At 68.2% G+C, this 22516-nt stretch carries 18 protein-coding genes; 10 read left to right on the top strand and 8 right to left on the bottom strand.

Features of this window, described 5'->3' with window-relative positions:
- Window positions 1-6 precede the first annotated feature (6 nt).
- Together OXS27_RS16225 and OXS27_RS16230 are read right to left on the bottom strand one after the other, a co-directional pair.
- A complete protein-coding gene (locus OXS27_RS16225) occupies window positions 7-2058 on the bottom strand; it encodes an FUSC family protein (protein WP_267357451.1) in 2052 nt (683 codons plus the stop codon).
- 189 nt (window positions 2059-2247) lie between these two features.
- Entirely contained in the window at window positions 2248-2547 is a 300-nt protein-coding gene (locus OXS27_RS16230) for a hypothetical protein (protein ID WP_267357453.1), read from the bottom strand.
- 248 nt (window positions 2548-2795) lie between these two features.
- Here OXS27_RS16230 and OXS27_RS16235 point away from each other — a divergent pair, with 248 nt between their 5' ends.
- Window positions 2796-3431: a glutathione S-transferase N-terminal domain-containing protein gene (locus tag OXS27_RS16235; protein WP_243926596.1), complete on the top strand. Its 636-nt coding sequence runs from the start codon at window positions 2796-2798 to the stop codon at window positions 3429-3431.
- A 16-nt stretch (window positions 3432-3447) separates the two neighbouring features.
- Here OXS27_RS16235 and OXS27_RS16240 read toward each other — a convergent pair whose 3' ends face one another.
- Window positions 3448-3912, bottom strand: a complete 465-nt coding sequence (locus OXS27_RS16240; protein WP_267357455.1) for a DUF2147 domain-containing protein — start codon at window positions 3910-3912, stop codon at window positions 3448-3450.
- Between the two features lie 267 nt (window positions 3913-4179).
- On the opposite strand from OXS27_RS16240, the gene ndk reads away from it, so the two are divergent.
- Both ndk and OXS27_RS16250 read left to right on the top strand, forming a co-directional pair.
- A complete protein-coding gene (ndk, locus tag OXS27_RS16245; RefSeq protein ID WP_267357457.1) occupies window positions 4180-4602 on the top strand; it encodes a nucleoside-diphosphate kinase in 423 nt (140 codons plus the stop codon).
- A gap of 167 nt (window positions 4603-4769) precedes the next feature.
- Window positions 4770-5135, top strand: coding sequence for a hypothetical protein (locus tag OXS27_RS16250; RefSeq protein WP_243926590.1), 366 nt, complete (start codon window positions 4770-4772; stop codon window positions 5133-5135).
- A gap of 60 nt (window positions 5136-5195) precedes the next feature.
- Here OXS27_RS16250 and purN read toward each other — a convergent pair whose 3' ends face one another.
- Both purN and purM read right to left on the bottom strand, forming a co-directional pair.
- Window positions 5196-5846 carry a phosphoribosylglycinamide formyltransferase gene (gene purN, locus OXS27_RS16255; protein ID WP_267357460.1) on the bottom strand — a complete coding sequence of 217 codons (651 nt, stop codon included), beginning with the start codon at window positions 5844-5846 and terminating at the stop codon, window positions 5196-5198.
- Window positions 5846-6925, bottom strand: a complete 1080-nt coding sequence (purM, locus tag OXS27_RS16260) for a phosphoribosylformylglycinamidine cyclo-ligase (protein WP_267357462.1) — start codon at window positions 6923-6925, stop codon at window positions 5846-5848. The genes purN and purM overlap by 1 nt, the downstream gene beginning before the upstream one ends.
- A 142-nt stretch (window positions 6926-7067) precedes the next feature.
- Here purM and OXS27_RS16265 point away from each other — a divergent pair, with 142 nt between their 5' ends.
- The 4 genes from OXS27_RS16265 to OXS27_RS16280 all read left to right on the top strand — a co-directional run bounded on the left by OXS27_RS16265 (window position 7068) and on the right by OXS27_RS16280 (window position 15574).
- Window positions 7068-7778 carry a hypothetical protein gene (locus OXS27_RS16265; RefSeq protein WP_243926584.1) on the top strand — a complete coding sequence of 237 codons (711 nt, stop codon included), beginning with the start codon at window positions 7068-7070 and terminating at the stop codon, window positions 7776-7778.
- A 104-nt stretch (window positions 7779-7882) separates the two neighbouring features.
- On the top strand, window positions 7883-10459 hold the full coding sequence (locus OXS27_RS16270; protein ID WP_267357464.1) for an RNA degradosome polyphosphate kinase: 2577 nt from the start codon (window positions 7883-7885) through the stop codon (window positions 10457-10459).
- A gap of 335 nt (window positions 10460-10794) precedes the next feature.
- Window positions 10795-12285 carry an exopolyphosphatase gene (gene ppx / locus OXS27_RS16275; protein WP_267357466.1) on the top strand — a complete coding sequence of 497 codons (1491 nt, stop codon included), beginning with the start codon at window positions 10795-10797 and terminating at the stop codon, window positions 12283-12285.
- 808 nt (window positions 12286-13093) lie between these two features.
- Entirely contained in the window at window positions 13094-15574 is a 2481-nt protein-coding gene (locus tag OXS27_RS16280) for a methyl-accepting chemotaxis protein (RefSeq protein WP_267357468.1), read from the top strand.
- A 10-nt stretch (window positions 15575-15584) separates the two neighbouring features.
- Here the strand turns inward: OXS27_RS16280 and OXS27_RS16285 are convergent, their stop codons facing one another.
- Together OXS27_RS16285 and OXS27_RS16290 are read right to left on the bottom strand one after the other, a co-directional pair.
- Window positions 15585-17030 carry an acetamidase/formamidase family protein gene (locus OXS27_RS16285; protein WP_267357470.1) on the bottom strand — a complete coding sequence of 482 codons (1446 nt, stop codon included), beginning with the start codon at window positions 17028-17030 and terminating at the stop codon, window positions 15585-15587.
- An 82-nt stretch (window positions 17031-17112) separates the two neighbouring features.
- Window positions 17113-19440 carry an NADP-dependent malic enzyme gene (locus OXS27_RS16290; protein WP_276592331.1) on the bottom strand — a complete coding sequence of 776 codons (2328 nt, stop codon included), beginning with the start codon at window positions 19438-19440 and terminating at the stop codon, window positions 17113-17115.
- Between the two features lie 78 nt (window positions 19441-19518).
- Here OXS27_RS16290 and OXS27_RS16295 point away from each other — a divergent pair, with 78 nt between their 5' ends.
- Window positions 19519-20148, top strand: a complete 630-nt coding sequence (locus OXS27_RS16295) for a CatB-related O-acetyltransferase (protein ID WP_276592337.1) — start codon at window positions 19519-19521, stop codon at window positions 20146-20148.
- Window positions 20149-20192: 44 nt separating this feature from the next.
- Window positions 20193-20447, top strand: coding sequence for a DUF3297 family protein (locus OXS27_RS16300; RefSeq protein WP_243926575.1), 255 nt, complete (start codon window positions 20193-20195; stop codon window positions 20445-20447).
- A 13-nt stretch (window positions 20448-20460) separates the two neighbouring features.
- On the opposite strand, the gene OXS27_RS16305 is transcribed toward OXS27_RS16300, so the two are convergent.
- Window positions 20461-20823, bottom strand: coding sequence for a hypothetical protein (locus tag OXS27_RS16305; RefSeq protein WP_267357473.1), 363 nt, complete (start codon window positions 20821-20823; stop codon window positions 20461-20463).
- A gap of 1064 nt (window positions 20824-21887) precedes the next feature.
- On the opposite strand from OXS27_RS16305, the gene OXS27_RS16310 reads away from it, so the two are divergent.
- Window positions 21888-22184 (top strand): hypothetical protein, encoded by a 297-nt coding sequence (locus OXS27_RS16310; protein WP_267357475.1) that lies wholly within the window; start codon window positions 21888-21890, stop codon window positions 22182-22184.
- Window positions 22185-22516: the final 332 nt, after the last annotated feature.

Raw genomic sequence — 22516 nt, forward strand, 5'->3', positions numbered from 1 at the left:
GCGCGATCAACCTGGCCGCTTGAGGGGCGACACGGCTCCGACGCCGAGGCGCCGAAGGAACTTGCGGTGTCGGGCGATGGTTCGCGCGGCGGTGAGAAGATCGCTGGCGGCCCGCGCCGTCGTGAGGCGCACCCGCCGATCCTGCCGCGAGGCCGCGCGGATCAGATCGCCAGCGGAGGCTTCCAACGCGCGGTCGTCCGCGGTGGCCAGCCCGTCCCGGGCGTGCAGGATCGCGTCGCGCATAGGCGTTGTCGGCCAGAGCCGGCGCAGCTCGGCATGGCCACGGGCGGCCGCCGCCTCCAGCCGGGCCAGGGCGAAGGCGTGTGAAAGGCTCACCTGCCGCACGGCGCCGCTCCCCGAGCTGTAGCCGGCGAACTGGAACAGGCGGTCGGCGTTCAGGCTGGTCCGCGTCGTGGCATCGCCGCCCTCACCGAGGAGGGCGTTCGCCAGCGCGCGGTGGGCGGAGTCGAGCGCGAAGACGCGCTTCTGCGCCGGCGTCACCGGAATGAGGAGGCGAACGACGATCGACAGGATGGTTGCGGCGACCACGACCAGGAACGCGTTCAGCAGGAAGGTCTCCGCGTCATAGGTCTGCGGGTTTGCGGGTCCGAGCAGGACCGGGAAGAACACGATCACGATAAAGCCGATGCCGAAGGTCTTCGGGTTCAGCGACAGGAAGCAGCCGAGGAAGATCACCGGCGCCATCACCATGGCGAGCATCGGGAAACCCTGGACGCCGTTGAGGAAGACGAAGCGCGCGATGCCCGCGAAGGTCGCCGCGAGAACCATCCCGATCACGACGCCGGTGGCGAACTTTTTCGGGTCCGGCGTCACAGAAGACAGGGACGCGGTCGCCGCCACTTGCACGAGCGCGAAAGAGGCCTGCGGCAGGCCGAGCGCCACGAAGGTTGCGGCGGTGGCGGCGAAGCCCAAGGCGACCCGGAAGGCGCCGCGCAGGGCGACGGGAAAATCCCGGTGCGTCGGCAGGCTGGCATCGCGCAGAGGCTCATGGCCATCCGCCACGGCCCCTAGGCCGTCCTGCGCGAAGGTCGCCGCGCAGACGAAATCCAGGGCGCGCTGAAGCACCACCACCTCGTCGAGGGGTCTTTGACCGTCCCGGACGGACTCATCCACGAGGTCGCGCAGGCGCTCGTCATCCCGGTCGAGGCTGGCGGGATCGGGCGCATCGGCGACCCGGCGGCAGATATCCAGCGCCTCGGCCACCGCCGGGCTTGGGTTCCGCAGATTCGCGGCGGCCGCCGCCACGGTTCGAATCGAGGCCGCCATCACGTACAGCGCGGCGATGCAGCTGCGCGCGCCGGCGGCGCGGAAGGGGCCGTCGTCGAGTTCCCCCGCGATGGCGCTGGCATCGGCGCGCATCGGCGCGATCGTACGGATCAGCGCGGCGGTGCGCGCGGCACCGAGATCGCCATCGGCCAGGGATTCCCGGGCGTAGGCGCGCGTCCCGTCCCAGGCCTTGCGGAGCTGCGGCAGCAGGGCCCGCCATGTGCTCGGGGAGGCGAGGGCGTCGTTGATGAAGGTGATCGCAACGATACCGAGGACGATCACGGCGACGCGCGAGACTGCGGCATCGAAAGTCCCCTGAGGATCGTCGATCTGTCCCAGCGCGATGATCGCGACCGTGTAGCCCGACAGCATCGCCCCATAGGCGCGGGTGTCCTGGAGGTACTGCGCCACGAACACGCACAGGCCGAGCCAGACCGTGACGCTGGTAAACAGCAGGACCCGGTCCTGCCCGAACAGCGCGACGACGACGATCGACACCACGGCACCGATCAGCGTGCCGAGCAGGCGGTAAACGGCCTTGGAGATGGCCTGCCCGCGCTTCGGCTGGGCGAGGATCGCCACGCAGGTGGCGGCCGAGGAGGCGCTGTCGAGCTGGAGCCAGAAGGCCGCCGCCAGCGCCAGCATCATGGCGATCCAGATGCGCAACGCGAAGGCCCAGGCCGCGGGCTTGGGCACCCAGGCGTCGAGAAACGCGATCACCCGATCACTCAGCGAGGCCGGACCCGCACCGGTGGCCGACGATTCAGCCATGCCGGGCGCAGCCCGGCACAGCCCCACGGTTTCGATTCGACAGAGCCGCGCGCACCGATCCGGCCTCCGCTTCGCCGGAAACAGTGCGTGGCATCCGCCGGGGCAGGCCTTCGTGCGTCACGATTGGTACCCCGGTGGTCCGCAGCTCCGGCGTTAGGAACGAATGAGACGCGTCGCGGTTCGCGCGCCTCAGGCCTTGTCGCCGCCCTTCAGGCGCTTGTTGCACTTGCTCCAGTACTGCGGCCACTTCGGACCCTGCGCGGCCTTCTGCGCGTCGGTGAGCGCGCGCCACTCTGAGCCACAGGTCTTCTGGCGGGTGCGCGCGGCGGTCTGGCCGGGCGTCAGCTCCTTTGCGGCCGGGGCGCCCGGCGCGGTGGCCGGCGCCTCGGCGGCGGCCGGAGGTTTTGCGGGTGAATCCTTCGCCAGCACCGGCTGCCCGGCGAGCAGCGGCACGGCGAGCCCCACGATCGTTACGAATCGCCTGATCATCGACTGGTTCCCCCACGGCGCCATCGCGACGCCCCGGTTGCCTATCTCGCTGCGCCCGCGCTGGGTCGGCAAGGGTCAACCGGACGCTGCCAACAGGCAGTGCATCACAGCGCGCGATCTTGAACCGCCAGCGGCTCCTGCCGTTGAGACCTTGAGCGCGGCGGGGAAATCGTCTTCATTGCCGGGATTGTCCGAACCCGGCAGGGGGGCGCCGCGCCGCGGCGATACGGTCGAGGAGCAGGCAGAGCATGGCAGCGGTTTCCGGGCGGCCGATCGACGTCCATACCTGGAGCACGCCGAACGGTTGGAAGATTCCGATCATGCTGGAGGAGTGCGGGCTCCCCTACAGGATCGTCCCGGTCGACATCGCCAAGAACGAACAGTTCGCCCCGGACTTCCTGGCGCTCTCGCCCAACAACAAGATTCCGGCGATCGTCGATCCTGACGGACCGGGCGGCACACCGATCTCGGTGTTCGAATCGGGCGCCATTCTGCAGTATCTCGGGCGCAAGACCGGTCAGCTCTATCCCACGGACGAGCGCGCCCGCGTGCTCGTGGACGAATGGCTGTTCTGGCAGGTCGCAGGCTTCGGGCCGATGCTCGGCCAGACCCATCACTTCAAGATCTACGCGCCCGAGAAAGTGCCGTACGCGATCGAACGCTTCACCGCCGAGGCGAAGCGCCTGTACGGCGTGCTGGAGCGCCGCCTCGAGGGTCGGGCCTATCTGGCCGACGATTACTCGATCGCCGACATCGCGACGTTCACCTGGGCCAAGCTCAATTTCAAGCAGGGTGTCGCGATCGAAACCCTGCCGAACGTAGCGCGCTGGCTGGAGAGCGTGCTGGCGAGGCCGGCGGTCCAGCGCGGCCTCGCGGCAATTTGACGAACCGGTCGAGCCGTCAGTTCTTGTTGGCGGCCTGCTGGTTGACGTCCGGCACCCGCGTCCAGGTCTGGGAGCCGCACAGGATCTTGAGCATGCAGCCCGAGACGCTGAGCTCAACCTCGCTCTCCCGCTCGAGGCTGACCGTGTAGATCTTGCCCTCCTCGATATTGTAGATCTCGCCGGAGAATTTCTCCTCGTCTGGCTTCAACCCGTCGATCAGTTGCAGGCCCATGACCGGGCGGCTGCGCTTCTTCGGATCGGGGTTCTTGAGGTCGGTGCGCGGCGTACCGGACTCGGTGGTCGGCAGCTTGAGCCACACGACCTTGCCGCAGACCAGCTTCTGGCCCGGGCCGCACCGGTCGATCCGGATCTTGGCGCGGCCATCGCCGGTCAGCCACGTGCCGGAGGGATCCTTGCCTGTGTCTGCGGTGGCGGCCGAGAGGCCGGTGAGGAGCAGGGCGGCGCTGAGAGCGATGCGCATGGTTCGTCTCCGTGAAGGGGGCGTCGCGGGCGCCCGGGGGAAGGACGAAGTCGATGGAGCGGGAGTGAGCCGTCGCAATCAGGCGAATTTTCGGCGGTGTTGCGGCGGAGCCACGGCCACGCTGGCGTTTCCGGATCGCCCGGCGCCGCTTGAGACCCCGTACTGCCACCGCTATAAGCCCGGCGCCGAAGCGAAATTTTCGCTCCCGCGGCGCGGCCGGTATCACGACGCGCCGTACGCCTTTTCCACAGACGGACCGGACGCATCATGGCCACCGAGCGCACCTTCTCGATCCTCAAGCCCGACGCCACGCGGCGGAACCTCACGGGCGCCGTCAACGCGGTGATCGAGGAGGCCGGCCTGCGCATCGTCGGCCAGCGCCGCATCCGCATGACCCAGGCCCAGGCCGAGAAGTTCTACGAGGTGCACAAGGAGCGCCCGTTCTTCGGCGAGCTCGTCAGCTTCATGACCTCAGGCCCGGTGGTGGTCCAGGTTCTGGAAGGCGAGAACGCCGTGGCGAAGTACCGTGAGGTCATGGGCGCGACGAACCCGGCCCAGGCCGCCGATGGCACGATCCGCAAGAAATTCGCGGAGTCGGTCGGCGAGAACACCGTCCACGGTTCGGACAGCGCCGAGAACGCCAAGCTCGAGATCGCGCAGTTCTTCCAGGATTCCGACATCGTCGGCTGACCCTCAAGGCGGTGGCGGGCCGGGCACACCGGGCCGCCATCGTTCCCCCGCGCGCTTCGGGGTGTGGTGAATGCCGCCCTGTGTGTCCGGCCCGCCATTGACGGACGGGAGCGTGGAGGCGTCCAACGGCCGAGCTTCATCACCCTCAGCCCTGGACTTTGACCACCATGACGATGCGCCGCCTGCCCCTGCTGATCGCGACCGGTCTCATCGCCCTCGGCGCGACCGCCGCCCTCGCGGGCGGATCCTCGGCCCCGTTCCAGCAATACGAGCCGGATCCCGCGCTCAAGACCGCCACCAAGGCGAACCTCGAAGGGCGCGTGCGCCACGCCTGTACGATCGTCCAGGCTCGCCTGACCAGTGCTCCCGAGGCATCGTTGGAGCGTCCCTGCGGCTGCTACGCCCGGCAGACCCTGCGCAGCCTCGACGCGTCCGAGATCGAAGCCTACCGGGCGACCGGCTATTTCAACGACACTGCGCGCGCCAAGGCGCTCTCGGCGCTGGACAGTTGCAAGCTGCAGCGCCCGGTCTGACGATCACCGGGGCGCTGCCCCGGACTTCGCCGAAGGGACTTGTCCCTTCGGGATCCCCCGTTAGACGCTGAACAGGACGCCCTCCGGGGCCTCCTCGGCGATGATCACGCGATCCCCCTCCAGGTGGGCCCGCCCGCCCGCCACCAGGGCGAGCACCGCCGGATAAAGCCGCCGCTCCTGCACGATCACGCGGTCGGCGAGGCTGTCGGGATCGTCGTCCTGTCGGACCGGGATCGCGGCCTGGGCCAGGATCGGACCGGCATCGAGTTCCGGCACCACGAAATGGACGGTGCAGCCGTGCAGGCGCACGCCCGCATCGAGCGCCTGACGGTGTGTGTGCGTGCCCTTGAACAGGGGCAGCAGCGACGGATGGATGTTGATCATCCGCCCCGCCCAGCTGGCCACGAAGCCCGGCGTCAGGATCCGCATGAAGCCCGCGAGGCAGACCAGCTCGACGGACGCGGCCCGGAGTTCGGCGTCGAGCACGGCATCGAAGCTGGCGCGATCCGGAAAGGCCGTGTGGTTGATGATCCGCGTCGGGATGCCGGCCTCGGCGGCCCGGGCGAGGCCCGCCGCATCGGGCCGGTTCGACAGGACCAGGACGATCTCGGCCGGATAGGCCGGGTCCCGCGCCGCTTCGAGGAGCGCCACCATGTTCGAGCCGCGCCCCGAGATCAGGACGGCGACCCGCGTCTTCCCCGTGGCCGCCATCAGAGGGCGAGGCGCCCGCTGAAGGTCACGGCCTCGGGTCCCCGCGGCGTGATGCGGCCGAGGCGCACCGGAGTCTCGCCGGCCCGGGTCAGGGCCTCGTCGACATCGTCCACTGCGTCGGCGGCGGCGATCACCACCATGCCGATCCCGCAATTGAACGTGCGCAGCATCTCGGCTTCGGCGACGCCGCCCTCCCGGGCGAGCCAGCCGAACACCGGCGGCGGGGTCACGGCGTCGAGGTCGACGCTGATGCCGACATCGTCCGGCAGGACCCGGGGCAGGTTGTCGGGGAAGCCGCCGCCGGTGATGTGCGCGAGCGCCCGGATGCCGTCGGTGGCGCCGAGCGCCGCCAGCAGGGGCTTCACGTAGATCCGGGTCGGCGTCAGCAGCGCCTCCCCGAGGCTCTGGTCCGGCGCGAAGGGCGCCGGCGCGTCCCAGCGGAGACCGGTCTTGGCGACGATCCGGCGGACCAGCGAGAAGCCATTGGAATGCACCCCGGAGGAGGGCAGGCCGAGCACCACGTCGCCGGGGCGGATGCCCGGACGCGGAAGCAGGCTGCCCCGCTCGGCGGCGCCGACCGAGAACCCCGCGAGGTCGTAATCCGAACCGTCATAGAGGCCCGGCATCTCCGCGGTCTCGCCGCCGATCAACGCGCACCCGGCCTGACGGCACCCCTCGGCGATACCGCGCACGATGTCGGCGCCGACGCCCGGCACCAGTTTACCGGTGGCGTAATAGTCGAGGAAGAACAGCGGCTCCGCGCCCTGGACGATGATGTCGTTGACACACATCGCCACGAGGTCGATGCCGATCGTGGCGTGCCGCCCGGTCTCGATCGCGATCTTGACCTTGGTGCCGACGCCATCGTTGGCCGCCACCAGGATCGGATCGCGGAAACCGGCGGCCTTCAGATCGAACAGGCCGCCGAAGCCGCCGATCTCGGCATCGGCCCCGGGGCGCCGGGTCGAGCGCACCAGCGGCTTGATCGTCTCGACCATGGCGTTGCCGGCGTCGATATCGACGCCCGCCGCCGCATAGGTCAGCCCCGTCGTCGGCTCTTTGCCGTCCCTGGCCGTCATGCCCGCGCCACCTCGGTGATTGATCGGCCCGCTCTAGCGGCTAACCGCGCGTTGCGCGAGTCGGCGCCTGGCCGCCCGACCATCGCTCCGCTTGGACGAACGGCCCTTGACCTGCGCGGGTGCGGGGTGATCCTGAGTGGGCATGCCTGAGAACGTACCACCGCGGCAGCTCGCCTTCGACCTGCCGCTCGATCCGCGCTACGGCCGCGAGGATTTCCTCGTGGGTCCGGCCAACGAGGCCGCCTACGCACTGATCGAGGCCTGGCCCGACTGGCCCGACAGCGTGCTGGTGCTGACCGGCCCATCCGGCAGCGGTAAGAGCCACCTGGCGGCAATCTGGGCCGAGCGCGCCCACGCCTGGACCGTTCAGGCCGCCGACATCAATGCGGATGCGGTCCAGCACCTCGTGTCCAACGGGGCGCTCGTGATCGAGGATGTCGACCGGGCGCCGGACCGGGACGAGGCGGCGCTGTTCCACCTCCTGAACCGCGCCCGTGAACGCGGATGCCCGCTGCTGCTGACCAGCGGCACCGGGATCGATGCGCTCAATCTCGCTACGCCCGACCTGCGCTCGCGCCTGCGCCTCGCGCCGGGGATCGCGATTCGGGAGCCGGACGACGCCCTGCTGCGGGCCGTGCTGGTGAAACTGTTCGTCGATCGCCAACTCGTGGTCGATCTGAGCGTTATCGATTCGCTGGCCCTGAGGATCGACCGGTCCCTCGGGCGTGCCCGTGATGTCGTCGCCGAACTCGACCGGGATGCCTTGGGCCGCCAGCGGCGGATCAGCCGCCCGCTCGCCCTCGCCGTTCTGCGGCGGATGGGCTTCGACGATGAGTCCGATCCGGACGGCTGATCTTGGAATCCCGGGTTCGTCACGAAACTGTCGTGAAGGCTCGGGGTGGACGTTGTAGAACGCGCGCCGCCGCGCAAAGCCGTGATGAGGGACAGGGAACAGGAATGGATTCGACGCAGAAGCCCACGGAACGCGAAGCCGCCGACGAGGCCGCGGAACCCCGTCGGCATTCCGCGTCCCATCCGACCACCCGTCGCGCCCCGGCCGTCCAGCGAACGCCGGCAGGCGCCACCGCCGCGCCGGCTGTCGCCTCTGCACCGGCCGCGCAGCCCGAACCGACCGCGCAAGCCAAGCCCGTCGCGCAGCCTAAAACCGCCGCGCAACCGAAGCCGGCCACGACACGGCCCCGGACAACGACTGCAACCCAAGCCGCAACCGCCGCGCCGCGGCCGGCAGCCGGGCCGCAGAACACTTCGCCGGCGGTCAATGCTCCGACGGCCTCGGCCGCCGCGATCGCGGATACGACCGACGAATGGCCGGCCGTCGTCGCTCAGCCCGAGGAGCCCCAGGCGGACGCGGCGCGCGAGTCGGTGCTCGAAGCCGGGCGCGGGCTGCGGCATTCGCCGGAGCGGTTCGTGAACCGTGAATTGTCCTGGCTGCAATTCAATCGTCGCGTGCTGGAAGAGGCCTCGAACCCCAATCATCCGTTGCTGGAGCGCCTGCGCTTCCTGTCGATCTCGGCGAACAACCTCGACGAGTTCTTCATGGTCCGCGTGGCGGGCCTGATCGATCAGGTACGCGCCGGCCTCACGGTCCCGTCCCAGGACGGCCTATCGCCCTCCGAGCAGCTGGTGCGGATCGGCACGGAAACCGCGCGGCTGGGCGCGGACCAGCAGGCGCGCTGGCGCGAGCTGCGCGAAGAGCTCCACGCCTCGGACATCGACATCGTGGAGCCTGCCGCGCTGACCGCCGAGCAGACGAAGTGGCTTGAAGATTATTTCCTGACCCACGTCTTCCCGGTGCTGACGCCGCTGGCGATCGACCCGGCTCACCCGTTCCCGTTCATCCCGAATCTCGGCACCACGATCGCGCTGACGCTGGTGCGGCCGAAGGACGGGCGGACCCTGCGCGCCCTGATCCGCCTGCCGGGCGTCATCGACCGATTCGTGCGTCTGCCGGTGAGCGACAGCGAGACCACGGCACGCCTGATCCCGATCGAGCAGGTGATCGGGATGTTCACCGGCCGCCTGTTCCCCGGCTACCTCGTGAAGAGCTGCGGCGCCTTCCGGGTGGTGCGCGATTCCGATCTCGAGATCGAGGAGGAGGCGGAGGATCTCGTTCTCCACTTCGAGACCGCGTTGAAACAGCGCCGCCGCGGCGTGGTCATCCGCCTCGAAGTCGAGGCCGGGATGGCGGAGGATCTGCGCGGCTTCGTGGTGGACGAACTCGAGATCGCCCCCGATGCGGTGTTCCTCGTCGAGGGCATGCTGGCCCTCAACGAACTCAGCCAAGTGGTCGGGATCGACCGGCCGGACCTGAAGTTCAAGCCCTACAACCCGCGCTTCCCGGAGCGCATCCGCGAGAGCGGCGGCGACGTGTTCGCGGCGATCCGACAGAAGGATTTCATCGTCCACCACCCCTACGAGTCCTTCGATTCGGTGGTGCAGTTCCTGGCCCAGGCGGCCCGCGACCCGAACGTGGTGGCGATCAAGCAGACGCTGTACCGCACCTCGTCGAACTCGCCGATCGTGGCGGCGCTGGCCGAGGCGGCCGAGCTCGGCAAGTCGGTGACCGCGCTGGTCGAGCTGAAGGCCCGCTTCGACGAGGAGGCGAATATCCGCTGGGCGCGCAATCTTGAAAAGGCAGGCGCGCAGGTGGTGTTCGGCTTCGTCGAGCTGAAGACCCACGCCAAGCTGTCGCTGGTGGTCCGGCGCGAGGGCGACAAGCTCGTCACCTACTGCCATGTCGGCACCGGCAACTATCACCCGATCACGGCGCGCATCTACACGGACCTGTCGTTCTTCACGGCGGATCCGGCGATCGCCCGGGACGTGTCGCGGATCTTCAACTTCATCACCGGCTACGCGGAGCCCGCCGAGCTGGAGCGCATGGCGGTCTCGCCGCTAACGGCGAAGAAGAAGCTTCTGGAGCACATCGAGGCCGAGGTCGCCCACGCGAAGGCCGGCCGCCCGGCGGCGATCTGGATCAAGTGCAACTCCCTGGTCGATGCCCAGATCATCGACGCGCTCTACGACGCCTCGGAGGCGGGCGTGCAGATCGACTGCGTGGTGCGCGGCATCTGCTGCCTGCGGCCCGGCATCCCGGGCCTGTCGGAGACGATCCGGGTGAAGTCGATCGTCGGGCGCTTCCTGGAGCACGGGCGCATCTACGCCTTCGGCAACGGCGTCGGGCTGCCGCATCCGAAGGCGACGGTCTACATCTCGTCGGCCGACCTGATGAGCCGGAACCTCGACCGGCGCGTCGAGGCGCTGCTGCCGATCATGAATCCGACGGTGCATCAGCAGGTCCTTGACCAGATCATGCTGGCGAACCTCTTGGACAACCGTCAGAGCTGGCGGCTGCTCGCCTCCGGCGGGTGCGAGCGGATCCAGCCGGCGGATGGCGAGGAACCCTTCAACGCCCATAAGTACTTCATGACGAATCCGAGTCTCTCGGGACGCGGCAAGGCGTCGAAGAAGTCGAGCCCCCGTGCGTTGAGCCGGCGGGCGCAGCGCGCCTAGACGTCCGCCGCATGCGCCGGAAGCTCGACAGGTTTCGCACGGACGCCCTGCGCTTCTGCGTGAGGAACTTGCGGACGATCGAAGATTTGCGCAAAGGACGTACCCGCCCGTCGACGCAAGGCCATGTGGTTTCCCCGCCGCCGACATGGTTTCCCGACCGGCCACCGGGCCGTGACATCATGGGTCCGGAGCCGACATCGGTCGCAGCGCGACCGGCCACGGCCCCGGATCGCACCGGCGGTGCGTCCAGCGAGCCCGCCGCGCTCACTCAAGGACATGGACGTTTGGGCAGCTCTCGCGCCAATCTCATCCTCGCGCATACGACGGAGCGGTCCGTGGTCGACGCGCATGCCCCGGTGGCCATCATCGACATTGGGTCGAACTCGGTCCGGCTCGTTGCCTATGACGGCCTGACCCGGGCGCCGACTCCGCTCTACAACGAGAAGGTCCTGTGCGGCCTCGGGCGCAACGTCCTGACCACGGGCCGGCTGAATGACGAAGCGGTCGCCCGGGCGCTCGCCGCGCTGGCCCGGTTCCGGGTGCTGTGCGAGACCATGCGGGTGTCGCGGGTCTTCGTGCTGGCGACCGCGGCGGCCCGCGACGCGGAGAACGGCCCGGATTTCCTGCGCGCCGCTGAGACGGCCTGCGGCCAGGAGATCCAGCTCCTGTCCGGCCGGCGCGAGGCGGAACTCTCTGCGATGGGCGTCATCTCCGGCTTCCATGCCCCCGACGGGGTGGTGGGCGATATGGGCGGCGGCTCGCTCGAACTCGTGGATGTCCGCGGCACCGTGGTCGGGCAGGGGGTGACCATGCCGCTCGGCGGCCTCGCCCTCCAGGATCTCTCCGGCGGCTCGGTGAAGAAGGCCGCGAAGATCGCGCGCGAGCACATGCGGAAGGCGGTGCCGCAGCTCGAAACCCTGCGCGGTCGGACCTTCTACGCGGTCGGCGGCACGTGGCGGGCGCTGGCACGGCTGCACATGGCCGCCCGCGGCTACCCGGTCCACGTGATGCACGGCTACACCGTGGAGCCGACCGACGAATTGACCTTCCTGCAGCTCGTCGAGCAGACCGACGTCGCCCTGCTGCAGGATGTCGACGCGATCTCCGAGGCGCGGCGCCCACTCCTCGCCTACGGCGCGGTGGTGCTGGAGGAGATCATCCGGGTCGGCCGCCCACGGGAGGTCGCGATCTCGGCTTCCGGCGTCCGCGAGGGCCTGCTGTTCGAACAGCTCGACCGCGACGCCCGGCTGATCGATCCGCTCCTGGCCTCGGCGGCAGAGTTCAACACCCTGCGCTCCCGCGCGCCCCAGCACGGCGAGGAGCTGATCGCCTGGACCGACCGGTTCGTGGCGACCCTCGGCGGCCCCGAGACCGCGGACGAGCGCCGCCTGAGGCACGCAGCCTGCCTGCTCTCGGATGTCGGCTGGCGCGCCCATCCCGATTACCGCGACCAGCAGAGCATCGCGGCGATCCAGAACGCCGCCTTTGTGGGCGTCGACCACCCGGGCCGGGCCTATCTCGCGCTGGCGGTCTCGCTCCGGCACACCGGGCTCGCGCCGGAGAAGGCCAATCCGATCCTGCGCGCCGTGGCCGGGCCACGCCTGTTCGAGCGGGCCCGCCTGCTCGGGGCGTTGTTGCGGGTCGCGTTCCCAATCTCCGCCGGAATGGACGGAGCCCTCGGCCAGGCGCCGCTGACCGTCGAGGACGGGCGGGCCATACTGCGCCTGCCGCGGGACTGGGCAGCCCTGAACGGCGACCGCCTGCTGAACCGTGTCCGCGGCCTCGGGCGCGTCACCGGCCTCGAAGGACGGGTCGAGATCGGGTAGCGGCGCCGTTGGAACGGAGCGTCACCGCACCCTCCCGCTCGGCGCGAGGGCCGAGGGATGCTGGGGTCCCGGCCCGCGCATGCCGTGCGATGACACCGTCAGGCCGCCCAGCTCGTGGACGGTCAAGCAGGTTTCGCAAAGCTGCTCTGCCGGCTTCGCAACGAATTCTGCGGCCGACCTGGGGCCTACGCGGACGAAACGTCGGGCTGGGCCCGCGCTACACGACGCAAGACCGAGAAGCTCTGCTATTCCCCGTTCCTGAAGTGCCGGAGGGTAGCGGAGACCTCGAAGGCGCCTTCCTTCGAGGCCCGCTGACACGGTCACTTCATGACGCGGGTGATGTGGGTGGGATCGCCCGACGACCGCAATTGCAGCTCTCTGTCTTGGACCAAGTGGCCAACCTCTGGAAATCTGCCCGGAGCTGCGGTCGATGCTATGTCTCGATCGGTCGGTAGGACTCGATCCCGAACACCGCCGGTCTGCTTTCGGATCTGACGCCCCCGAGAATGATCGCGGACCATGGCGGCGCACCGCGACCGATCACGCTCATTTCGCAATGCTGTGATCAAATTAGAACAACCCCGAATAATTAGGACCTATTGTGTCCTCACATCGCTCGACGAACATAATTTTGCATTGCCGCCAAGTCGCGTCGATTCCTCTACCCTAAAATATATATTACAAGATCATTATACAAACACATACCGATCTTTCGTAGTGAGGATTTTTGGTCTTACAGTGCCACAGAGACTTGCACTGTTTGACGGAAAAAATGATGCGCTGGTTGGGTCGTTTCTCGATAGGCGTGATGCTGGGCCTGCTTCTGGGCACTACGGCCCTCATGCTGCTGAGCTACACCGCGAGCAGCCTGATCGATGCGCGCGGTCAGATGTTCAGGGCGGAGAGGGCCGTCACCCTGGCGCATGCGAGCCGCCGCCTGCTCCAGACGCTGCAAACCGTCCGCCTCGGACGCGGCTTGGCGGTCGCACTGAATGCCGAGGAACCGGCGGGCGGCGACACCCTGTCGTTCGTTGCGGCCAATCGCCGGGCCGTGATCGAGGACGTGCGGCGCCTGCACGACCTGCAAGGTCACGCAGACATGGCCGGGTTCGCCGCGCTGCTCAGCCGGATCGAAACGCAGCATCAGGCCGTCGCCGCGCTCTGGCCGCGGGTGGATGCGTCCCTCAAGCTGCCCAAGGGGCAGCGCGACATGGCGCTGCGATCCGACATCAAGACGGCAGTCGCGGCGCTGCTGGACGCGCTGACGGAGGCGACGAACGCCGTCGATGCGGAATTCGTGCGCACCGATCCGACCCTGCAGCAGGACCTCGCGCTCAAGGGTGCCGCCTGGGCGATGCGCTTGGCCAGCGGCGATCTCGCGTTCCGGATGCAAACTTCGGTGGCGGCCGGGACACCCTGGTCCCTGACCGACACCGTGGCCGCCGCGGAGGAACGTGCCCGGGTGCAGGTCGCCTGGGCAAAGACCCGCGAAGCGGCGTCCGGCGCGGCCGAGACCGTCCGGGCCGCATTCGAGCGGGTCCGAACGGCCTACGGGGATGGCGAGCCGGCCGCGTCCCGGTCCCTGTTCGAGGCCCTCAGTCAGCAACGGATGCCGGGCATCACCTTGCAGGACCTACGGCAGCGCAACACCGTCGAAGTGACGGCGATCGCCGACCTCGCCCGCGCGGCCCTCGACGATCTGGTCACGCGCGCCGAGACCCTGGCTGGCGAAGCGAGGGCCAGCCTCATCCGCAACGCCGCCGCTATGCTGAGCGCGATCCTGCTGGCCGGCTTTGGTTTCGTGGTGCTCATCGGCGGCGTCCTGCGCCCCCTCCTGCGGATCTCGGCGACGATGCAGGCGCTCGCCGAGGGGGATATCGCGGTCCTGATTCCGGTCGATGGGTATCGGAACGAGTTCGGTCCGGTCGTGCGGGCCGTGCAGGTGTTCAAGGAGAACCTGATCCGCACCCGGCAGATCGAATCCGAGGCGGACGAGGCGCGCCGCGTCGCCGAGGAGCAGCGCCGCACCGGAATGCGCCAGATGGCCGATGGGTTCGAATCCGCAGTCGGCGGCATCGTCCAGCAGGTCTCGGTGGCCGCCGCCGGGCTGCGCGACATCGCGGGCCGCATGACCGAGACGGCCGAGGAGACGGCGGCGCAATCCACACGCGTGGCGGCTGCCGCCGAGGAGGCGTCCACGAACGTCAACACGGTGGCAGCCGCAGCCGAAGAGCTGGGCTCGTCGGTGCGGGAGATTGGGCGGCAAGTCCAGGGCTCGGCCGAAATCGCCAAGGCGGCCGCGGCCGAGGCGGATAAGACCGGGGCACTGGTCCGAACGCTGAGCGCTGCCGTGGCCAAGATCGGCGACGTAGTCGGTCTAATCTCGTCGATCGCGGGCCAGACCAACCTGCTGGCGCTTAACGCCACGATCGAGGCGGCGCGCGCCGGCGAGGCGGGCCGCGGCTTCGCGGTCGTCGCCGCGGAAGTGAAGGCGCTCGCCGAGCAGACCGCCAAGGCCACGGAGGAGATCGCGAGCCAGATCGCCCAGGTGCAGGACGTGACGAACCAAGCGGTCGGTGCGGTCGGGACGATCACGGCGCGCATTCGGGAGGTCGACGGCGTGGCGGCCTCGATCGCAGCCGCGGTGGAGGAGCAGGGCGCAGCGACCCAGGAGATCGTGCGCAACGTGGGTCAGGCGGCCCAGGGCACCAGTGAGGTGACCGGCAACATCCTCGGCGTCGCCGGCGCCGCCGAGAAGACCGGGACGGCAGCGGTCGAGGTGTTCAAGGCCACAGCAGAACTGTCGGGACAGGCCGAACGGCTCGCCGGCGAGATCGGCCGCTTCCTGACCAACGTGCGCGGCAGCTACGCGCTGTCGGCCCGGCAGGTGATGCTGGTGCAAGACAGCTTCGCCGAGGTCCGGCCGATCGCCGACACGGCAGCCGACCTGTTCTACGGCCGCCTGTTCGAGACCGCCCCGCAGGTGCGCACGCTCTTCCCGAGCGATATGGCCGAGCAGAAGAAGAAGCTGATGGCGATGCTCGCCCTGGCGGTGGCCAACCTCGACAAGCCGGAGGCGCTCGCCGCGGCCGTCGGCGAGCTCGGCGCACGGCACGCGGGCTACGGCGCGAAGGCCGACCATTACGGACCGGTCGGCGCTGCCCTGCTCTGGACGCTGGAGCAGGGGCTCGGCGCGGACTTCACCGCAGAGGTCCGGGACGCCTGGGGCGCGGCCTACGCGGTCGTCGCCGGCCTCATGCGCCCGGCCGCGGCGGAGCGCGCCGCCTGAGGGGTGGAGCTCAGGCGAGCCGATCCGGGAAGATCGCCTTCTTGACCACCGCGTGGACGCCCCAGTTGCCGTCCACGACCTGCGTGATCCCGAAATCGACTGCCACCGACATCAGCGAGATCGCCTCGTCCTCGGTCAGCCCCTTCGCGTGCATTAGGAACTGGCGCATCTTGCGGAACGCGTCGCGCATGGCGAGGTCGATCGACGACTTCTCGAAAACCGCCGCCTGGGCATCCGGACCGAGGTCGCGCAGATAGTTCGGGTAGCTGAATCCGGACAGGACCCAGTCGTCCTTCGTCTCGATCATCGGGAAGTCGAGGGCTTCTAGCGGCGAGCCCGGCAGGTCCGCCTTCTTGTGCAGGATGAACTGGAAGGTGCCGGTGAGCGAGCACTCGATCGCGGTCCCGCACAATTCGGAATCGCCCTGGCTGGCATGGGGATCGCCCACCGAGAACAGCGCCCCCGGCACGGCGACGGGGAAGTAGAGGGTTGCGCCCTTGCCAATCCGCCAATTGTCGATGTTGCCGCCGGTATAGCTCGGCGGGATCGTGTTGACCCGGTCGGCCTCGGCGGGCGCCACGCCCAGGGTGCCGAAATGCGGGCGGATCGGCACGCGGATCCCCTTCAGCACGTCGAAGGTCTTCTGCGTCTTGGCATGGTCGACCGGCAAGCCGGGATAGTCGATGGTCGGGTGCGCGACCCCGAACGGGTCGGTGACGCCGGGCCAGCGGAAGCTGTAGACCGCCCGCGCCCAGTCGCGCGCGCCGGTGGCATCCACCTCGTAGATGGTTACCACTTCCCGGGGTTTGTCGCCGGTGATCAGATCCTTGTAGTGGAAGCCCCACCACGCGGCCGCGTTGCTGCCGAAGGCGAGCCCCTTGTATTTCGGGTTGGCGCTGGGGCGAGGCGCCACATCGAGGATGCGGACCTCCAGCACATCGCCGGGCTCCGCGCCACGGATCGCCACCGGGCCGGTGCAGATATGCACGCCGAGACCGCCGCCGGGGCCGATCTTGGCGTCCATCGCGCCCGCGCCGCGGGGCGAAACCGCCATCTTGTCCTTGGTCCAGAGGTAGACGCTCTCGGCGCCCGGATCACCCTGGATCATCCGTTCGGCATCGTCGCTCGCCTGATGGGTGAGCGTCTCGATCGTGACGAAGTCACCTGAGCCGATCTCGACCTGCGGCTTGAGGCTGCGGCTGAAGAAGCCCCAATGCACCGTCTCGGCGTTGGCGGGCAGATGGTAATGGCCAGTCGCGGCGAACTTGGCGCCCGAGGCCTGCGCCAAAGCCGGGCTCACCAGCGAGGGGCCTCCGGCCGCGAAGGCCGCCGCCGCAGCGCCCGTCGCCGCAAAGCCGCTCTTCAGGAAGGCGCGCCGCTCCGGCTCCAGGTCGCGTTTGAACCGACGCCGATGTTCCTCGAAGGCGTGGCAGTTCGGGTCGTCGCCCAGGCACATGATGTCCGCTTCCGGTGGTGTCGTTTCCCCGGAAGCGGTCAAGCAATTCGACGGCCACGCTCGCGGCCATCGCGAGGGGTGCTTACTCGGAGATCATCCCGACCCCGGCCTCCTCGGGCTTGGGCGGCGCCTCGTCCGATTGCGCCTCGACCACCGCGGCGGCCGTGACGTTGACGATGCCGCGGGCGGTCACCGAGGGCGTGAGGATGTGGGCGGGCTTGGCCGGTCCGATCAGCAGGGGGCCGACCGGCAGGGCGTCCGCCATCACTTTCGCGAACTGGAACGCGATGTTGGCCGCATCGAGGTTCGGGAAGATCAGGACATTCGCCGCACCCTTCAGGCGCGAGCCCGGCAGCACCCGGTCCCGGACCATCTCGGAGAGCGCCGAATCCGCCTGCATCTCACCATCGACGATCAGGTCCGGATCGCGCGTCTGCAAGAGCGCGAGGGCGTCACGCATCTTCATGGCGGAGGCCGAGTCCGACTGGCCGAAATCCGAGTGGCTGAGCAGCGCGATCTTCGGCGTCAGCCCGAACCGGCTCACGTGGTTGGCGCAGGCCTGCGCCACGTCGGCGATCTCCTCGGCGGTCGGGTCTGCGCGGACATGGGTATCGGCCAGGAAGTAGGCGCCCGTATGGGTGACCACCAAGCTCATGGCGGCGCATTGCTTCACGCCGGGCGCGAGCCCGATCACGTCGCGGATGATGCGCAACCGCGTCTCGAACCGGCCCTCCAGACCGCAGATCAACGCGTCCGCCTCACCGCGGCGGACCGCAATGGCGCCGATCACCGTGTTGTTGGTGCGCACTAGGGTGCGGGCGGCGTCCGGGGTGATACCGCGCCGGCCGGCGACATCGAGGTAAGTCTGCACGTAGGCGCGGTAGCGGGGATCGTCCTCGGGGTCGATCAGCTCGAAGTCGCGGCCGTGCTCGATCGACAGGCCGAACCGCTTCAGGCGGGTCTCCACCACCCGCGGCCGGCCGACCAGGATCGGGAACGCGACCTTGTCCTCGACGATCGCCTGAACGGCGCGGAGCACGCGCTCGTCCTCGCCCTCGGCGTAGATCACCCGCTTGGGCTCGGCCTTCGCCTTGGAGAACAGCGGCTTCATGATCAGGCCGGACCGGTGGACGAACCGATCGAGGCTGTCGGTATAGGCGTCGAGATCCGCGAGCGGCCGGCCGGCCACACCCGAATCCATCGCCGCCTTGGCGACCGCGGGGGCGATGCGCAGGATCAAACGCGGGTCGAACGGGCTCGGGATCAGGGATTTCGGCCCGAACGGCCGCGCCTCGCCGCCATAAGCCCGGGCGACCACGTCGGAAGTTGTCTCGTGCGCGAGACCGGCGATCGCCTTCACGGCCGCCTTCTTCATCTCCTCGTTGATCTTGTGGGCGCCGACATCCAGCGCGCCGCGGAAGATGTAGGGGAAGCACAGGACGTTGTTGACCTGGTTCGGGAAATCCGACCGGCCGGTGCAGATCATCGCGTCCGGCCGCTCCTTCTCGGCGAGCTCCGGCATGATCTCGGGATAAGGGTTGGCCAGCGCCATGATGAGCGGCTTCTCGGCCATCTCCCGGAGATATTCCGGCTTCAGGACGCCGCCGGCCGATAGGCCGATGAACACATCCGCCCCCGGGATTACCTCGGCCAGGGTCCGCTTCTCGGTCTCCTGCGCGAAGACGTCCTTCCAGCGGTCCATCAGCTCCGGGCGGCCCTTGTAGACCACGCCCTTGATGTCGGTGATCGTGATGTTCTCACGGGTCGCGCCGAGCGACACGAGCAGGTTGAGGCAGGCCAAAGCCGCGGCGCCCGCCCCCGACGTGACGATCCGGACGTCGGACAGCGTCTTGCCGGCGAGTTCCAGCCCGTTGAGGACGGCGGCCGCCACGATGATCGCGGTGCCGTGCTGGTCGTCGTGGAAGACCGGGATGTTCATCCGGGCCCGGCACTGCTCCTCGACCTCGAAGCATTCCGGCGCCTTGATGTCCTCCAGGTTGATGCCGCCGAAGGTCGGCTCGAGTGCGCAGACCACGTCGACGAGCTTGGACACGTCCTTCTGGTCGACTTCGATGTCGAACACGTCGATGCCGGCGAATTTCTTGAACAGGACCGCCTTGCCCTCCATCACGGGCTTGGAGGCCAGCGGTCCGATGTCGCCGAGACCGAGCACGGCCGTGCCGTTGGTGAGTACCGCCACGAGGTTCTGGCGAATCGTGAGGTCGGCGGCCTGCTGCGGGTCGTCGTGGATCGCCATGCAGGCGGCCGCGACGCCGGGCGAGTAGGCCAGCGCGAGGTCGCGCTGGTTGCCCAGTGGCTTCGTCGCCTGGATCTCGAGCTTCCCGGGCTTGGGCAGGCGGTGGTAGACGAGCGCCCCGGCCTTGAGGTCCTCGGACATGTTATCGGCCATCGCCCACGCTCCCGCTCACCTTTTTCACCCGGGACGACGCGGTCGCGCATCGCGCGGGCTCGCGTCTTGACCGGTCTGTTGCACCGGCTCCGCAGGGGGCGCAACCCGCACAACGAGACCCGGCTCCACCTCGCCAAGCTGGCGAGGACCTACGGCTTCTCCATAGGCGCCTACTCGTATGGGCGTCCAAAGGTCCGCTTTCCGGAAAGTGGTCGGCGGCTGACGATCGGCCGCTATTGTTCCATTGCCGACAAGGTTGAGATCCTGCTCGGCGGCGACCATCGGCTCGACTGGGCGTCCACGTATCCGTTCGCCGCGATGCGCGGGCTGTTCCCGGATGCGCGGGCGCCGGAGGATTTTCACGCCTCCCGGGGCGACGTGGTGATCGGCCATGATGTCTGGCTGGGCTCGGGCTGCATCATCCTGTCAGGCGTCACCATCGGGCCCGGCGCCGTGGTGGCGGCCCGCACCGTGGTGACCCGTGATGTGCCTGCCTACGCGGTGGTGGCGGGTAATCCGGCGCGGGTGGTGCGGCATCGGTTCGACGCGGCGACCGTGGAGGCCCTGCTGGCGGCGGCGTGGTGGGACCTGCCGCACGCGGCGGTGACGCGGCTGGTGCCGCTGCTGCAGAGCGGCGACGTGGCCGCACTCCTGGCAACCCTCGGGGCGGAAGCCGGCAGCGTTGCGGCGGGGCGGGGGATTGCGTAATCCGCGATCCTCTTCGCCGCTCACGCCGAACCTGGAGTCCGCTCATGTCCGATCCCGCGCTGCCCGACCGTCTCTCGGTCAACCCGGACAGTCCGTATTACGACGCGGCCCTGCTGGAGCGTGGCATCGGCATCCGGTTCAAGGGCGTCGAGAAGACCAATGTCGAGGAGTACTGCGTCAGCGAAGGCTGGGTGCGCCTCTCGGCCGGCAAGACCCTCGACCGCGCCGGCAACCCGATGACGGTGAAGCTGAAGGGCCCGGTGGAGCCTTACCTACGTGATGCGGCGGACACAGAATGAAACTCTGCCGGGCTCATCGCTCCAGAGGGAATGGGGTGGGTTCCCAGTAAGGCTCCAGCACCGTCCCGCGGACGTTGGCGGCCTCCCAATCGTGGAGGATCTTGGCCAGCGCCGGGCGGTCGCCGGCCATGAGGGGCTCCGCCACGGCGGCGAGCTGGGTCTGCCAGCGATGCGCGCGCGAACTGGGCGGGAACGACCTGCCTGCGTGCCACGCATGTCGTTCGTGCCAGATCGCTCGCGCGGCTTCGAGGTTGCCGGCCGCGATATGGACGATCATGCGATCCTCGTGCGGCTCGTCGTGGACCCAATGCGGCCGCGGCGGCAGTGTCGCGTAGCTTTCTGGCGTCCCATAGAGCGCCAGCTTAGGAAGCGCCACTGAGTCCAAGGTCGCGATGGCCTCCGGTACCATCGCGGGGTCGGACCAGAGCCAGAACTTCTCCGCTGATGTTGGGGATCTACTCAAATATTCGAAGTATGTACCAATAGGAATAGCCCCGGGCAAACCCGCAAAGTATAGCGCCGTCATAAAAAAACTTCGGCAAGCAACAATTTGGATCAGAAGTCCGCTCGATAAATATGCCAAGCGCAATATGATGAACAGGATCTCTAACTGCGAAACGACTCCCGATCTGCACTAGATACGGATGCTTGGTCTTCAAAGCTTCGAAGATCGGTCGAACTTGACGAGCGCCGGTCATATCATGGGCTCGATCTGGATTAGAATATAACGCAGGGCGCCTGGATATCGTCTTTGCACAACGGTGGCAATATCGACTGACCGTGGTCCTCTAAGGTACGCATTCCTGGTCTTGTGATCATAGACACAGACAGTTGATGGCTGCGAGCGCTCAAGCACGTCAAGCCGGATCGATCCTCGCGCGCCATATTTCGCATCCGAGCCGGTCGTAGCATCGAAAGATGTCTCGGCAACGAAATTCAGGTCTTTCCGGGCATTTATGACGCCCGCAATGCCAGCATGCACTTTGTTGCCGAAATCCTCCCCACCGAAGTGATTACCAGACGCTTTGACACCTGCAGCGACCGCGTCCGCTATAGCCTGCACCTCCCTGTTACGAGGGCACAACTGGTCCAACTCAGTCTGCCCTACTGCCCCAACCCACATGGCTCGATCGTTATAAGCATTCCCCGGGATATACTGCTTGCGGGGGCAGCGAAGATAGCCTTTCGATCGGTGGTGTTCCGCCCAGACAGAGCCGAGAAGAGCGATCCGGCTGCCTCGAGTGTCCTCGCAAATCGCCGTGCCAGTTCGTCTGACGGGCGCGGCCGACCCCGGGCCAGTTGGACGAAGGCTTCCGGTTCCGCTCCATCCGAAGTGAGGTTACTTCGAGCCAGGATCTCGTTGCTGTCACCATCACGGATCGTCTGCGTGAGACCTGAGGTCTCGAAGACCGTTCGTGTCCCATCCTGTCCGGTGACCGTGTGCTGCTCGTCCCAGTCCGTATGCGGTTTGGCGCGAATCCGGATCGAGAGAACCCGCGATCCATCTTCGAGGACAGCGTCTTCCGTTTGCGATTGAGCCTGGGATCCGCCGCCGGTGCCCTCCGGAAGCCAGCGACCGCCATCGGACTGGCCGGTCGGCGCGCGCGGTTGGTCAGGTCGGTACTTGCGGCTCAAAACGTGCTCAAGCCGTATCAGCTTGACGCCGATGGCGAGGCCAGCGAGCTCGATGCGAAGGGCCGCGACTTCCTGAGCGTGACGATCATTGGTCAGTCGTGACATCCGCCCCACCCCCGCCTGGACAAAAAACCTATCTCGCGAGCTGACTTTTGTCAAGATTTTCCTATTCAGAGGGCGGGAGCTCTCCCGCCGCAGCTTCAGTTGTGCCAGCCGCATAATCCCGCAGCGCCGCTGCGATCATCACGTCGAGTTGGCCCAACCGCTTCGGCGTGGCGACTACGAGGCTCGTGACGACCTCGGGATGGCTTCGCCGCTGCCGCGGCCGACGTGCATGGTTGGATAGGCGGAGGGTTGCGTTATGGCCCGGACGCGCGAGGTAAAGGGTGTCGCCGCGCTCGTTCCGGGCGACGATCGTGAAGCCCCGGGCCTCC

Origin of the sequence: Methylobacterium sp. GC_Met_3 (genome assembly GCF_026540775.1) — a bacterium.
GTDB lineage: Bacteria > Pseudomonadota > Alphaproteobacteria > Rhizobiales > Beijerinckiaceae > Methylobacterium.

Excerpts from the sequence above, each read along its gene's own strand:
- OXS27_RS16270 (WP_267357464.1), top strand. The coding sequence starts at position 7,883 with ATGGATTCGACGCAGAAGCCCACGGAACGCGAAGCCGCCGACGAGGCC.
- ndk (WP_267357457.1), top strand. The coding sequence starts at position 4,180 with ATGGCCACCGAGCGCACCTTCTCGATCCTCAAGCCCGACGCCACGCGG.
- purN (WP_267357460.1), bottom strand. The coding sequence starts at position 5,846 with ATGGCGGCCACGGGGAAGACGCGGGTCGCCGTCCTGATCTCGGGGCGC.
- OXS27_RS16230 (WP_267357453.1), bottom strand. The coding sequence starts at position 2,547 with ATGATCAGGCGATTCGTAACGATCGTGGGGCTCGCCGTGCCGCTGCTC.
- OXS27_RS16290 (WP_276592331.1), bottom strand. The coding sequence starts at position 19,440 with ATGGCCGATAACATGTCCGAGGACCTCAAGGCCGGGGCGCTCGTCTAC.
- OXS27_RS16250 (WP_243926590.1), top strand. The coding sequence starts at position 4,770 with ATGACGATGCGCCGCCTGCCCCTGCTGATCGCGACCGGTCTCATCGCC.
- OXS27_RS16240 (WP_267357455.1), bottom strand. The coding sequence starts at position 3,912 with ATGCGCATCGCTCTCAGCGCCGCCCTGCTCCTCACCGGCCTCTCGGCC.
- OXS27_RS16225 (WP_267357451.1), bottom strand. The coding sequence starts at position 2,058 with ATGGCTGAATCGTCGGCCACCGGTGCGGGTCCGGCCTCGCTGAGTGAT.
- OXS27_RS16265 (WP_243926584.1), top strand. The coding sequence starts at position 7,068 with ATGCCTGAGAACGTACCACCGCGGCAGCTCGCCTTCGACCTGCCGCTC.
- OXS27_RS16300 (WP_243926575.1), top strand. The coding sequence starts at position 20,193 with ATGTCCGATCCCGCGCTGCCCGACCGTCTCTCGGTCAACCCGGACAGT.
- OXS27_RS16235 (WP_243926596.1), top strand. The coding sequence starts at position 2,796 with ATGGCAGCGGTTTCCGGGCGGCCGATCGACGTCCATACCTGGAGCACG.
- OXS27_RS16285 (WP_267357470.1), bottom strand. The coding sequence starts at position 17,030 with ATGTGCCTGGGCGACGACCCGAACTGCCACGCCTTCGAGGAACATCGG.
- OXS27_RS16280 (WP_267357468.1), top strand. The coding sequence starts at position 13,094 with ATGCTGGGCCTGCTTCTGGGCACTACGGCCCTCATGCTGCTGAGCTAC.
- purM (WP_267357462.1), bottom strand. The coding sequence starts at position 6,925 with ATGACGGCCAGGGACGGCAAAGAGCCGACGACGGGGCTGACCTATGCG.